The sequence below is a fragment of the Streptomyces sp. NPDC050703 genome (assembly GCF_040654435.1).
GTDB lineage: Bacteria > Actinomycetota > Actinomycetes > Streptomycetales > Streptomycetaceae > Streptomyces.
Genome location: NZ_JBFAHX010000050.1, coordinates 35,752 through 48,947 on the forward strand (window position 1 = coordinate 35,752; position 13,196 = coordinate 48,947).

General features: G+C 72.5%; 10 protein-coding genes. 8 read left to right on the plus strand and 2 right to left on the minus strand.

All coding sequences use genetic code 11. The annotated features are described in order from the left end of the window. The first annotated feature begins 46 nt into the window (after window positions 1-46). Window positions 47-736: a PepSY domain-containing protein gene (locus AB0I16_RS31220; RefSeq protein WP_363253000.1), complete on the plus strand. Its 690-nt coding sequence runs from the start codon at window positions 47-49 to the stop codon at window positions 734-736. A gap of 50 nt (window positions 737-786) precedes the next feature. On the opposite strand, the gene meaB is transcribed toward AB0I16_RS31220, so the two are convergent. Both meaB and AB0I16_RS31230 read right to left on the minus strand, forming a co-directional pair. Then, window positions 787-1,743 (minus strand): methylmalonyl Co-A mutase-associated GTPase MeaB, encoded by a 957-nt coding sequence (gene meaB, locus AB0I16_RS31225; RefSeq protein WP_363253001.1) that lies wholly within the window; start codon window positions 1,741-1,743, stop codon window positions 787-789. Window positions 1,744-1,793: 50 nt separating this feature from the next. Next, window positions 1,794-2,996 carry an acetyl-CoA C-acetyltransferase gene (locus AB0I16_RS31230; RefSeq protein WP_363253002.1) on the minus strand — a complete coding sequence of 401 codons (1,203 nt, stop codon included), beginning with the start codon at window positions 2,994-2,996 and terminating at the stop codon, window positions 1,794-1,796. A 136-nt stretch (window positions 2,997-3,132) separates the two neighbouring features. On the opposite strand from AB0I16_RS31230, the gene mce reads away from it, so the two are divergent. From mce to AB0I16_RS31265, 7 genes are all read left to right on the plus strand, one after another. Then, a complete protein-coding gene (mce, locus tag AB0I16_RS31235) occupies window positions 3,133-3,573 on the plus strand; it encodes a methylmalonyl-CoA epimerase (RefSeq protein WP_363253003.1) in 441 nt (146 codons plus the stop codon). 229 nt (window positions 3,574-3,802) lie between these two features. Continuing rightward, the gene (gene scy / locus AB0I16_RS31240) at window positions 3,803-7,834 is read left to right on the plus strand and encodes a polarized growth protein Scy (RefSeq protein WP_363253005.1); all 4,032 of its coding nucleotides are present in this window, start codon (window positions 3,803-3,805) and stop codon (window positions 7,832-7,834) included. 179 nt (window positions 7,835-8,013) lie between these two features. After that, on the plus strand, window positions 8,014-8,949 hold the full coding sequence (locus AB0I16_RS31245; RefSeq protein ID WP_363253006.1) for a cellulose-binding protein: 936 nt from the start codon (window positions 8,014-8,016) through the stop codon (window positions 8,947-8,949). Between the two features lie 69 nt (window positions 8,950-9,018). Further along, complete coding sequence (locus AB0I16_RS31250) at window positions 9,019-9,999, plus strand: ATP-binding cassette domain-containing protein (protein WP_363253007.1); 981 nt, start codon at window positions 9,019-9,021, stop codon at window positions 9,997-9,999. A 3-nt stretch (window positions 10,000-10,002) separates the two neighbouring features. After that, complete coding sequence (locus tag AB0I16_RS31255; RefSeq protein WP_363253008.1) at window positions 10,003-10,773, plus strand: ABC transporter permease; 771 nt, start codon at window positions 10,003-10,005, stop codon at window positions 10,771-10,773. A gap of 116 nt (window positions 10,774-10,889) precedes the next feature. Further along, entirely contained in the window at window positions 10,890-12,110 is a 1,221-nt protein-coding gene (locus tag AB0I16_RS31260; RefSeq protein ID WP_363253009.1) for an ATP-binding cassette domain-containing protein, read from the plus strand. A gap of 164 nt (window positions 12,111-12,274) precedes the next feature. Further along, window positions 12,275-13,066 carry an ABC transporter permease gene (locus tag AB0I16_RS31265; RefSeq protein WP_363253013.1) on the plus strand — a complete coding sequence of 264 codons (792 nt, stop codon included), beginning with the start codon at window positions 12,275-12,277 and terminating at the stop codon, window positions 13,064-13,066. The last annotated feature ends 130 nt before the right edge of the window (window positions 13,067-13,196 follow it).

Below are 13,196 nucleotides of genomic sequence, written 5' to 3' on the forward strand. Positions count from 1 at the left end.
GCCCCGGCCGCCGCCCGTACCGCCCACTCTCCTCGGGAGGACCCTCATGAAGCGCAACCTGGTCATCGCCACCGTCGCCGCCGCGGCCCTGATCGGCGGCGGCACCGCCACCGCCTTCGCGACCGGCGGTGACGACGACAGCGCCGCGGCCGAGTCGAGCGTCCAGCCGAAGGACAGCGACCGCAAGGACGACGACGGCAAGGACGACGACCGCGACGACGCCGCCGAGAACACCGCGGAGGCCAAGGCCGCCGAGGTGACGGCCGCGGACGCGATCAAGGCGGCTCTCGCCGACACGTCCGGCACCGCGGTCTCCGCCGAGCTCGACGACGAGGACGGCGGCCTGGTCTGGGACGTCGACATTCTGAAGGGCAGCACCTGGCACGGCGTCGAGGTCGACGCGGGCACCGGCAAGGTCCTCGGCTCCTGGGTGGACAAGGACGACGACGGTGACGACGCCGCCGACGCCGCCCGGGTGAACTCCGCGCTCAAGGGCGCCTCCACCAGCGCCGCCGACGCCGCGCGGGCCGCCGCCGGCAAGGGCACGGTGACCTCCGTGGACCTGGACGACGACGGCAAGGCCGGCGTCTGGGACGTGGAGACGACCGGCGCCAAGGGCGCCGAGGCCGACTGGCACGTCGGCCTGACGAACGACAAGGTCACGGCCGACCGCTCGGACACCCACGACGACCGTGACGACCACGACGACGCGGACGACGACGGCTCGGACGACTGACGGCAGACGGACCGAGGCACCGAGGCCCCGCAGAGAGCCCGCGGGGCCCGTCAGCCCTCCGTGACGCGCTCGACCAGTTCGTCCGCCGCCGCGTACGGGTCGAGTTCCCCCGCCACGATCCGTTCCGCCAGCGCGGAGAGCCTGCGGTCGCCGTGCAGGGAGCCGATCCGTTCGCGCAGGGCGGTGACCGCGATGGTCTCCACCTCGTGGGCGGCCCGCGCGGTCCGCCGCTCGGTGAGGACGCCGCGCTCCTCCATCCAGGCCCGGTGCTTCTCCAGCGCCTCGACGACCTCGTCGATGCCCTCACCGCGCGCCGCCACCGTCTTCACGATGGGCGGCCGCCAGTCGCCCGCGCCGCGGGACTCGCCGAGGCCGAGCATGTGGTTCAGCTCCCGCGCGGTGGCGTCGGCGCCGTCGCGGTCCGCCTTGTTGACGACGTACACGTCGCCGATCTCCAGGATTCCGGCCTTGGCCGCCTGGATGCCGTCGCCCATGCCGGGCGCGAGCAGGACCACGGACGTGTCCGCCTGCGAGGCGATGTCCACCTCGGACTGGCCGACGCCGACGGTCTCCACGAGCACCACGTCGCAGCCCGCAGCGTCCAGGACGCGGATCGCCTGCGGGGCCGCCCAGGCGAGCCCGCCGAGGTGGCCGCGGGTGGCCATGGAGCGGATGTAGACGCCGGGGTCGGACGCGTGTTCCGACATCCGCACCCGGTCGCCGAGCAGCGCGCCGCCGGAGAACGGCGACGACGGGTCCACGGCGAGCACGCCGACCCGCTTCCCGGCCCGCCGGTAGGCGCTGACCAGGGCGGACGTCGACGTGGACTTGCCGACGCCGGGCGACCCGGTGAGCCCCACCACGTACGCGTTGCCCGCCAGTGGGGCCAGTGCCGCCATCACCTCCCTGAGCTGCGGCGACGCCCCCTCGACCAGGGAGATCAGCCGCGCCACGGCCCGCGGCCTGCCCTCGCGGGCCTGCGCCACCAGGGAGGGGACGTCCTGCATGTGACAGCTCCGTTCACTTCACTGCGTACGAGAGGGCGGGAGGGGGCGGATCAGCCCCTGCCCACCTTGATGATCAGGGCGTCGCCCTGGCCACCGCCGCCGCACAGCGCCGCCGCGCCCACGCCGCCCCCGCGGCGCTTCAGTTCGAGGGCGAGGTGCAGCACGACACGGGCGCCGGACATCCCGATCGGGTGGCCGAGGGCGATGGCGCCGCCGTTGACGTTCACCTTTTCCGGGGAAACCCCGAGGTCCTTCATTGACTGCACGGCGACCGCGGCGAACGCCTCGTTGATCTCGATGAGGTCCAGGTCCCCGACCGTCAGGCCCTCCTTCTTCAGGGCGTGCTTGATGGCGTTGGACGGCTGGGACTGCAGGGAGCTGTCCGGACCCGCCACGTTGCCGTGGGCGCCGATCTCGGCGATCCAGTCGAGGCCCAGCTCCTCGGCCTTGGCCTTGGACATGACGACCACGGCGGCGGCGCCGTCGGAGATCTGCGAGGAGGTGCCCGCGGTGATCGTGCCGTCCTTGGCGAAGGCGGGGCGCAGCTTGCCGAGCGACTCGGCGGTGGTGTCGGGGCGGATGCCCTCGTCCTTGGCGAAGAGCACCGGGTCGCCCTTGCGCTGCGGGATCTCCACGGGCGTGATCTCGGCCTCGAACAGGCCGTTCTTCTCGGCGGCGGCGGCACGCCGGTGCGACAGCGCGGCCACCTCGTCCTGCTCGGGGCGGCCGATGCCGAGGCGGGTGTTGTGCTTCTCGGTCGACTCGCCCATCGCGACGCCGTCGAAGGAGTCGGTCAGGCCGTCGTACGCCATCGAGTCCAGCATCTCGATCGCGCCGTACTTGTGGCCCTCGCGGGACTTGGGCAGCAGGTGCGGGGCGTTGGTCATCGACTCCTGGCCGCCGGCGACGACGACGTCGAATTCGCCGGCGCGAATGAGCTGGTCGGCGAGGGCGATGGCGTCGAGGCCCGAGAGGCACACCTTGTTGACGGTGAGTGCCGGGACGTTCATGGGGATGCCGGCCTTGACCGCGGCCTGGCGCGCCGGGATCTGCCCCGCCCCGGCCGTCAGCACCTGCCCCATGATCACGTACTGGACCTGGTCGCCGCCGATGCCGGCCCGGTCGAGCGCGGCCTTGATCGCGAACCCGCCCAGATCGGCGCCGGAGAAGGACTTCAGGGAGCCGAGCAGGCGGCCCATGGGCGTGCGCGCGCCCGCGACGATCACTGAGGTGGTACCGGTCGTTCCAGACATGTGCCACGGCCCCTTGGGAGGAGAAGTTAACGAGGGTTTATCTGAATGTACTGAGCGGTACCCCGCCCGTCACCGGCCGACGAGTGTGATCGCGCGCACGTTGCGTAATCACTGTGTGAGGCGCTGCACTTGAAACATGCTGACGCGAATCGACCACATCGGGATCGCCTGTTTCGACCTCGACAAGACCGTCGAGTTCTACCGGGAGACGTACGGGTTCACCGTCTTCCACACGGAGGTCAACGAGGAGCAGGGCGTGCGCGAGGCCATGCTCAAGATCAACGATACGAGTGACGGAGGCGCTTCGTACCTGCAACTGCTCGAACCGACCCGCGACGACTCCGCGGTCGGCAAGTGGCTGGCCAAGAACGGCGAGGGCGTGCACCACATCGCCTTCGGCACCGCGGACGTGGACGGCGACGCCGCGGCGATCAGGGGCAAGGGCGTACGGGTCCTCTACGACGAGCCGAGGACCGGCTCCATGGGGTCGCGCATCACGTTTCTGCACCCCAAGGACTGCCATGGTGTCCTCACCGAACTCGTCACTTCGGCGCCTTCCGAGTCCCAGGAGCACTGACCTCCGTATATCCGGGCCGGTAGGGTTAGCGCCTGGCCGTCCGAAGTCGGGGCGGCAGGCCGTCCGAAGGCTGGGCGGCCGCGTGCCGGGGTCCGGGTTTCGGGGGACGAGCGTCGGGGCAGCAACCCATGCTCCGCCGTTGATCTGACACCATTCCCCCGGGGGCCTCGTTCGGCGGATGAACGAGGCTCGTTGGAGACTTCGACCAGGGGACGGATGGGACCGCGCAGTGCGGGGCTACGAACGCCAAGAGAGCTCGCGGGCTGAGACCGACAGTCTTTCGCGGTTCGAGGCCGAGATGGACCGGCTGAAGACTGATCGGGAGAAGGCCGTTCAGCACGCCGAGGACCTCGGCTACCAGGTCGAGGTGTTGCGCGCCAAGCTGCACGAGGCGCGCCGCAACCTCGCGTCCCGCCCTGCCTACGACAGCGCGGACATCGGCTATCAGGCCGAGCAGATGCTCCGCAACGCCCAGATCCAGGCCGACCAGCTGCGGGCGGACGCCGAGCGGGAGCTGCGCGAGGCCCGTGCGCAGACCCAGCGCATCCTCCAGGAGCACGCCGAGCAGCAGGCCAGGCTCCAGTCGGAGCTGCACGCCGAGGCCGTGTCGCGCCGTCAGCAGCTCGACCAGGAGCTGGCCGAGCGCCGCCGGACCGTCGAGTCGCACGTCAACGAGAACGTGGCGTGGGCGGAGCAGCTGCGGGCCCGCACCGAGCAGCAGGCCCGCCGGCTCCTCGACGAGTCGCGCGCCGAGGCCGACCAGGCCCTGGCCGCCGCCCGCGCCGAGGCCGAGCGCGTCGCCGAGCAGGCCCGCCGCCGGCTCGCGAGCGACGCCGAGGCCGCGCGCGCCGAGGCCGAGGCGCTGCTGCGCAGGGCCCGCACCGACGCCGAGCGCCTCCTGAACGCCGCCTCCACCCAGGCCCAGGAGGCCACCGACCACGCCGAGCAGCTCCGCTCCACCACCGCCGAGGAGTCCGAGCAGGCCCGCCGCAGGGCCACGGAGGCGAGCCGGGTCGCCGAGCAGCGCATGGCCGAGGCCGACGCGGCGCTGCGCGAGGCGCGGGCCGAGGCGGAGAAGGTCCTCGCCGAGGCCAAGGACGCCGCGGCGAAGCAGATCGCGGCGGCGGAGACCGCCGGTGAGCAGCGCACGCGTACGGCGAAGGAGCAGGTCGCGCGGCTCGTCAGCGAGGCCACCAAGGACGCGGAGTCCGCGAAGTCGGAGGCCGAGCAGCTCATCGCCGACGCCCGCGCGGAGGCCGAGAAGCTGATCGCGGAGGCCGCCGAGAAGGCGCGCACGATCACCGCGGAGGAGACCGCGGGCCAGCTCGCGAAGGCGGCGCGGACCGCCGAGGAGGTCCTGGACAAGGCCTCGAAGAAGGCCAAGGAGACGACGAAGGCCGCCACCGACGAGGCCGAGCGGATTCGTACGGAGGCGGAGACCGAGGCGGACCGGCTGCGGGCCGAGGCGCACGACATCGCCGAGGAGCTCAAGGGCGCGGCGAAGGACGACACCAAGGAGTACCGCGCCAAGACCGTCGAGCTGCAGGAGGAGGCGCGCAGGCTGCGCGGCGAGGCCGAGCAGCTGCGGGCGGACGCGGTCTCGGAGGGCGAGCGCATCCGGGGCGAGGCGCGGCGCGAGGCGGTCAAGGAGATCGAGGAGGCGGCCAAGTCCGCCGAGGAGCTGCTCGCCAAGGCGAAGGCCGACGCGGAGGAGCTGCGGACGGCGGCGACCGCGGAGAGCGACCGGGTCCGCACCGAGGCCGTCGAGCGCGCCACGTCGCTGCGCAAGCAGGCCGAGGAGACGCTTGAGCGCACCCGCGCGGAGGCCGAGCGGCACCGCGAGGAGGCCGTCGAGCAGGCCGAGGCGGTGCGCACCGAGGCCGAGGAGGCCGCGCGGGCGCTGCACGAGGAGACCGAGCGGGCCATAGCGGCACGGCAGGCGGAGGCCGCCGAGGAGCTGACGCGGCTGCGCGCGGAGGCCGAGGAGCGGCTGACCGCGGCCGAGCAGGCCCTCGCCGACGCCCGTGAGCAGGCCGAGCTGCTGCGCAAGGAGGCCACGGAGGAGACCGACCGGCTGCGCGCGGAGTCCGCCGAGCGCGTCCGTACGCTCCAGGCGCAGGCCGAGGCCGAGGCCGAGCGGCTGCGCACGGAGGCCGCCGCGGACGCCTCGCAGGCACGCGCGGAGGGCGAGACGCTCGCCGTGCGGCTGCGTTCGGAGGCCGCCGCCGAGGCCGAGCGGCTGAGGACCGAGGCGCAGGAGACCGCCGACCGGGTGCGCGCGGAGGCCGCCGCGGCCGCCGAGCGCGTGGGCGCGGAGGCCGCGGAGGCCCTGTCCGCCGCCCAGGAGGAGGCCGCGCGGCGCCGTCGCGAGGCCGAGGAGACGCTGGGCTCGGCGCGCGCGGAGGCCGACCAGGAGCGTGAGCGGGCCCGCGAGCAGAGCGAGGAGCTGCTCGCCTCGGCCCGCAAGCGGGTCGAGGAGGCGCAGGCCGAGGCGGTGCGGCTGGTCGAGGAGGCCGACCGCAGGGCGACCGAGCTGGTCTCGGCCGCCGAGCAGACCGCCCAGTCCGTACGGGACTCCGTCGCGGGTCTGCACGAGGCGGCGCAGGAAGAGGTCGCGGGCCTGCGCTCGGCCGCCGAGCACGCCGCTGAGCGCACGCGGACGGAGGCGCAGGAGGAGGCCGACCGCGTCCGCTCCGACGCCTACGCCGAGCGGGAGCGCGCCGGCGAGGACGCCCTCCGCACCCGGCAAGAGGCGACGGAGGCGGCGGAGGCCGCCAAGGAGCTGGCCGAGCGCACGGTCGCCGAGGCGATCGCGGAGGCCGAGCGGATGCGCTCGGACGCCTCGGAGTACGTCCAGCGGGTGCGTACGGAGGCGTCCGACACCAAGGCGTCGGCGGAGCACGACGCGGCCCGTACGCGTGCCGACGCCCGCGAGGACGCCAACCGCATCCGCAATGACGCCGCGGCCCAGGCCGACACGTTGATCGGCGAGGCGCGCAGCGAGGCCGAGCTGCTGCAGAACGAGACGATCGCGGAGGCCGAGCGCGTCCGCGCGGAGGCCGTCGAGCAGGCCGAGCGGCTGCGGACGGAGTCCACGGCGGAGGCCGAGCAGCTGCGGGCCGATTCGACGGCGGAGGCCGAGCGGGTCCGCGCGGAGGCCGCCGCCGAGGCGGAGAGGCTCAAGGCGGAGACGGCCGCCGAGGCCGAGCGGGTGCGCGCGGAGTCGGTGGCCAAGGCCGAGAAGCTGATCTCGGACGCGACGGGCGACGCCGAGCGGCTGCGCGCCGAGGCCGCGGAGACGGTGAACTCCGCGCAGCAGCACGCCGAGCGCGTCCGCGCCGAGTCCGAGCGTGTCGAGGCGGAGGCGGCGAGGGAGGCCGAGCGGATCACGACCGGGGCGCGCGAGGAGGCCGAGCGGACCCTGGACGAGGCCCGCAAGGAGGCCAACAAGCGTCGTCAGGAGGCCGCCGAGCAGGTCGACACGCTCATCACGGAGGCCGCCGCCGAGGCGGAGAAGCTGGCTGCGGACGCCCAGGAGAAGGCGCTCAAGGCGACCACGGACGCCGAGGCGCAGGCCGACACGATGGTCGGCGCGGCCCGCAAGGAGGCCGACCGCCTGGTCGCGGAGGCCACGATCGAGGGCAACTCCCGGGTGGAGAAGGCGCGTACGGACGCGGACGAGCTGCTGGTCGGCGCCCGGCGCGACGCGACCGCCATAAGGGAGCGGTCCGAGGAGCAGCGCGACCGGATCACCGCCGAGATCGAGGAGCTGCACGAGCGTGCGCGCCGCGAGTCCGCCGAGGCGATGAAGTCCGCGGGCGAGCGCTGCGACGCGCTGGTGAAGGCCGCGGAGGAGCAGCTCGCCGAGGCCGAGGCGAAGGCCAAGCAGATGGTCTCGGACGCGACGTCCGAGGCGAGCAAGGTCCGGATCGCCGCCGTGAAGAAGGCCGAGGGTCTCCTGAAGGAGGCCGAGACGAAGAAGGCCTCGCTGGTCGGCGAGGCCGAGCGGATCAAGGCCGACGCGGAGGCCGAGGCCACCCGCGTGGTCGAGGAGGGCAAGCGCGAACTGGAGGTCCTGGTGCGGCGCCGCGACGACATCAACGCGGAGATCTCCCGTGTCCAGGACGTGCTTGAGGCGTTGGGCTCCCTTGAGGCCCCGTCAGGCGGCGGGAAGTCCGGTGGCGGTTCGGGGACGGGTGGTGTCAAGGCGGGAGCGGCGGCAGGGTCGACCCGTTCGGGTGGCAAGCAGTCAGAAAGCTAGCCAGATTGCGACAAGCATGCTTGTGAGGACCTTTGGCCCTGTCGCGGCAAGGGCTCTGCCGGTTAGCCACTCAAAAGGGGTGTCATTCTCCAGATCAAACGGGCATCTGCTCGATGACACGCCGCCTTGACCCCTAGGATTCCCTTATCACCTCACCGGTCTCATTCGACAGGAACCCCATGAGCGACACTTCCCCCTACGGCTTCGAGCTTGTGCGGCGTGGGTACGACCGCGCTCAGGTGGACGAACGTATCTCCAAGCTCGTCTCCGACCGTGACAGCGCTCTCGCCCGCATCACCGCCCTGGAGAAGCGCATCGAGGAGCTGCACCTCGAGACGCAGAACGCCCAGGCCCAGGTGAGCGACGCGGAGCCGTCGTACGCCGGGCTCGGCGCCCGCGTCGAGAAGATCCTCCGCCTCGCCGAGGAAGAGGCGAAGGACCTGCGCGAAGAGGCCCGCCGCGCGGCCGAACAGCACCGCGAGCTCGCCGAGTCCGCCGCCCAGCAGGTGCGCAACGACGCCGAGTCCTTCGCCGCCGAGCGCAAGGCCAAGGCCGAGGACGAGGGCGTCCGGATCGTCGAGAAGGCCAAGGGCGAGGCGAGCTCGCTGCGTTCGGAGGCCCAGAAGGACGCGCAGTCCAAGCGCGAGGAGGCCGACGCCCTCTTCGAGGAGACCCGCGCCAAGGCCGCCCAGGCCGCCGCGGACTTCGAGACGAACCTCGCCAAGCGCCGCGAGCAGTCCGAGCGCGACCTGGCGTCGCGTCAGGCCAAGGCGGAGAAGCGCCTCGCGGAGATCGAGCACCGCGCGGAGCAGCTGCGCCTCGAAGCGGAGAAGCTGCGCACCGACGCGGAGCGGCGCGCCCGCCAGACGGTGGAGACCGCGCAGCGCCAGGCCGAGGACATCGTGGCCGACGCGAACGCCAAGGCGGACCGCATCCGCAGCGAGTCCGAGCGGGAGCTGGCGGCCCTCACCAACCGCCGGGACAGCATCAACGCGCAGCTCACGAACGTGCGCGAGATGCTGGCCACCCTCACGGGTGCCGCGGTGGCCGCCGCCGGGACGCCCACCGAGGACGAGCCGACCTCGCGTGGGGTGCCCGCCCAGCAGACCCGCTGAGCGACGCGCGCGTTCGGGCCCCCTGCCGCTCCGGTGGCGGGGGGCCCTGCCGCGTTCTAGCGTGGCCGCATGATCACGCTCGACGGGCTGACCAAGCGTTACGGCGAGAAGGTGGCCGTCGACAACCTGACCTTCGCCGTCCGGCCCGGCATCGTCACGGGCTTCCTCGGGCCCAACGGCGCGGGAAAGTCCACGACGATGCGCATGATGCTCGGGCTCGACAACCCATCGGCCGGCACCGTCCGCATCGAGGGCAAGCACTACTCCCGGCTCAAGGACCCCCTCACCTGCGTCGGCGCGCTCCTCGACGCCAAGGCCATGCACGGCGGGCGCAGCGCCTACAACCATCTGCTCTGCCTGGCGCAGAGCAACGGCATCCCGCGCGCCCGCGTCGGTGAGGTGCTCGACACCGTGGGGCTCACCGCGGTCGCGAGGAAGAAGGCCAAGGGGTTCTCGCTCGGCATGGGCCAGCGCCTGGGCATCGCGGGCGCGCTGCTCGGCGACCCCGAGATCCTGATGTTCGACGAGCCGGTCAACGGGCTCGACCCCGAGGGCATCCACTGGATCAGGAACCTGATGAAGTCCCTCGCCGCCGAGGGGCGCACGGTCTTCGTCTCCTCGCACCTGATGAGCGAGATGGCGCTGACCGCCGACCACCTCGTCGTCATCGGCCAGGGGCGGCTCCTCGCGGACACCTCCATGTCCGACTTCATCCGGCAGAACTCGCGTTCGTACGTACGGCTGCGCTCCCCGCAGCGCGAGCGTCTCCTCGACGTCCTGCACGAGGCGGGCATCGGCGCCGTCGAGGCGCGTGACGGCGCCCTGGAGGTGGACGGCGCGCCGCCCGAGCGGCTCGGCGAACTGGCCGCGAGCCGTCAGGTCGTCCTCCATGAACTGAGCCCCCAGCAAGCGTCCCTGGAGGAGGCGTTCATGCAGCTCACCGCCGAGTCGGTCGAGTACCACGCGCACTCCGACCGGCCCGACGGCGCGCCGCCCGCAGACGAGCGGTCCGCCTGGGGCGAGGGCTGGCAGCGGCGGAAGGGGGCCTGAGCGATGGCCGTGGCACAGGTACTGAGGTCGGAGTGGACCAAGATCCGCTCGGTCTCCTCGACCGTCTGGACGCTCGGGCTCGCCGGCGTCGTCACGATCGCGCTCGGCATGCTGATCAGCATCCTGTCCAGGAACGACTACGACAGCCTGAACGCCAAGGACCGGCTGACCTTCGACCCGACCTTCATCAGCTTCGCCGGGATGTCGCTCGGCCAGCTCGCGATGATCGTGTTCGGGGTGCTCGTCGTCTCCAACGAGTACAGCACCGGCATGATCCGCACCTCGCTCGCGGCCGTGCCGCAGCGCGGCACGTTCCTCTTCGGCAAGATCCTCGTGGCCACGCTGCTCGCCCTCGCCGTGGGCCTGGCCACCAGCTTCATCACGTTCTTCGCGGGACAGGCGGTGCTCGGCCCGTACCGGGCGGGGCTCGGCGACCCCGGTGTGCTGCGGGCGGTCATCGGCGGCGGGCTCTACATGACGCTCATCGCGATGTTCTCGATGGGCGTCGCGGCGATGCTGCGCAGTCCCATGCTCTCCCTCGGCATCCTGATGCCGTTCTTCTTCCTGATCTCCAGCATCCTCGGCAACGTATCGGCGACGAAGAAGATCGGCCGCTTCCTGCCCGACCAGGCCGGCAGCAGGATCATGCAGGTCAAGACGCCGTTCGACGACGACACCCCGTACGGGCCCTGGGGCGGGCTCGCGATCATGCTGGCGTGGGTGGTCCTCGCGCTGCTCGGCGGTTACGCGCTCCTGAAGAAGCGGGACGCCTGACCGAAGCCTTCACACTTTTACCCGCTCTTGGCCGGAACCGTCAGCCCGCCGTTATCCTCCTAACCCTTACGGGGGCGTGTGCCCCGACGTCCTGAACCATTCGATGGGTGCGGAGAATGATCGAGGCAGTCGGCCTGACGAAGCGCTACGGCGCCAAGACAGCCGTGTACAACCTTTCCTTCCAGGTGCGGCCCGGGACCGTCACCGGCTTCCTCGGGCCCAACGGCTCGGGCAAGTCGACGACGATGCGCATGATCCTCGGGCTCGACGCGCCCACCACCGGGCAGGTGACGATCGGCGGCTACCCCTACCGCAAGCTCCCCAACGCCCCGCGCCAGGTCGGCGCGCTGCTCGACGCCAAGGCGGTGCACGGCGGCCGGCACGCCCGCAACCACCTGCTCTGCCTCGCGCAGCTCTCCGGCATCCCGGCCCGCCGCGTGGACGAGGTGCTCGGCGTCGTGGGCCTCCAGGACGTGGCGAAGAAGCGCTCCAAGGGCTTCTCGCTCGGCATGGGCCAGCGCCTGGGCATCGCCGCGGCCCTCCTCGGCGACCCGCAGGTGCTGCTCTTCGACGAGCCGGTCAACGGCCTCGACCCCGAGGGCATCCTCTGGGTGCGCAACCTGATGAAGGCGCTCGCCGCCGAGGGCCGCACGGTCTTCGTGTCGTCCCACCTCATGAGCGAGATGGCCCTCACCGCCGAACACCTGATCGTGATCGGCCGCGGCCAACTGCTCGCCGACATGAGCGTCAGGGACTTCATCTCGGCGAACTCCGCCGACTTCGCCCGGGTGCGCACGCCCGACGGCGAGCCGCAGCACCGCGAGAAGCTGACGGCCGCGCTGACCGGGGCGGGCGGCCAGGTGCTGCCCGAGCAGGACGGCGCGCTGCGCGTCACGGGCCTGCCGCTCCCCCGCATCAGCGACCTCGCGCACGGCGCCGACGTACGCCTGTGGGAGCTCTCCCCGCACCAGGCCTCGCTGGAGGAGGCGTACATGCGGATGACGCAGGGCGCCGTCGACTACCGCTCCACTATCGACCAGCGCGCGGGGCTCCAGCAGCAGCTGCCGCCCGGTGCCGTGCCGCCGCAGGGCCAGCTGCCGGTGCCCGGCCAGGGCCAGCCCGGCTGGTACGCGCCGCCGCCGCCCCAGCAGGGCGGTCAGCCCTTCGCGATGCAGCAGCCGCAGCAGCCGCAGGACCCGTCGGGGACGCCGACGCCGAACCCGTACGCCGGCGCGCCGCAGCAGCAGCCGCCCGCCACCCCCGCTCCCGCCGCCGCACCCGCTCCCGCGCCCGACCTGACCAAGGGCGCCACCGACAACGAGGACGCCGCCCGATGACCACGCCTCCGACTCCGCAGCAGCAGCCGCAGGCGCAGCAGGCCCCGCAGCAGCCCCAGCCGCTTCCCCAGCAGGCGTTCGCACCGGCCGGCGCCCCCGCGGTCGCTCCCCCGCCGCCGCCCGCGCCCGCCGCCCCCGCGCCGCCCTCGGCGTGGCAGCAGGCGATGAACAACGCCTACTCCTCGCCGATCCCGGTCAAGAAGACGCACCTCGGCAACGCCCTCGCCTCCGAGTGGACGAAGATCAAGTCGGTCCGCTCGACGATGTGGACCCTCGGCATCTTCATCGCCCTGGTCGTCGGCATCGGCCTGCTGGCCGCCGCGAACACGGAGCCGAGCGACTACGGCGACGTGCCGTTCACGATCCCGGCCTTCTTCGGCCTGATGCTCGGCCAGATCTGCCTGATCACCCTCGGCGTCCTCGTGACCTCGTCCGAGTACGGCACGGGCATGATCCGTACGACGTTCACGGCCTCGCCGCAGCGCCACCGCGTCCTGCTGGCGAAGATCCTGGTCTTCCTCGCCGTGGCGTTCGTCGTCTCGGCGGGCTCCATCCTGCTGGTGGGCCTCGCGACGTCCTCGATGAACAGCGGCCCCGAGGCGGGCGACGTCCCGTGGGCGGGCACGGTCCTCAAGGGCGGCCTGTACGTGTCGCTGCTCGGCGTGGTCGCGCTGGCGGTCGGCTCCATGCTGCGGCACTCCGCGGGTGCCATCACCGCGATGCTCGGCGTGGTCCTCGTCCCGGCGATCCTGCCGGCGTTCCTGATGATCTGGGACAGCACGCGCACGCTCGCCGAGAAGATGTCGGACTACAACGCCATCAACTCGCTCGCCAAGATCTTCGGCGCCGACGGCATGGACGGCGCGAGCGGCACGTCCCAGCTCGTCGTGCTGGTCGTCGTGACGGCAGTCGCCGTCGGCGGCGCGTTCGCCCTGCTGGAGAAGCGCGACGTCTAGCGGAGGCTAGGGCGTGTTTCGAAAGTGGCGTCGTCCGCCCGGAGGGCGGGTCCGGCGGCGTCTGGTGCGTGCGATCGCAAGGCGGAGGGTCGCCCCGATACTGGTGGTATCGGGGTGATCCCGACAACGC

Coding starts and splice junctions, on each gene's coding strand:
- AB0I16_RS31220 (WP_363253000.1), top strand. CDS start 47: ATGAAGCGCAACCTGGTCATCGCCACCGTCGCCGCCGCGGCCCTGATC.
- mce (WP_363253003.1), top strand. CDS start 3,133: ATGCTGACGCGAATCGACCACATCGGGATCGCCTGTTTCGACCTCGAC.
- AB0I16_RS31230 (WP_363253002.1), bottom strand. CDS start 2,996: ATGTCTGGAACGACCGGTACCACCTCAGTGATCGTCGCGGGCGCGCGC.
- AB0I16_RS31260 (WP_363253009.1), top strand. CDS start 10,890: ATGATCGAGGCAGTCGGCCTGACGAAGCGCTACGGCGCCAAGACAGCC.
- AB0I16_RS31265 (WP_363253013.1), top strand. CDS start 12,275: ATGAACAACGCCTACTCCTCGCCGATCCCGGTCAAGAAGACGCACCTC.
- AB0I16_RS31245 (WP_363253006.1), top strand. CDS start 8,014: ATGAGCGACACTTCCCCCTACGGCTTCGAGCTTGTGCGGCGTGGGTAC.
- AB0I16_RS31255 (WP_363253008.1), top strand. CDS start 10,003: ATGGCCGTGGCACAGGTACTGAGGTCGGAGTGGACCAAGATCCGCTCG.
- meaB (WP_363253001.1), bottom strand. CDS start 1,743: ATGCAGGACGTCCCCTCCCTGGTGGCGCAGGCCCGCGAGGGCAGGCCG.
- AB0I16_RS31250 (WP_363253007.1), top strand. CDS start 9,019: ATGATCACGCTCGACGGGCTGACCAAGCGTTACGGCGAGAAGGTGGCC.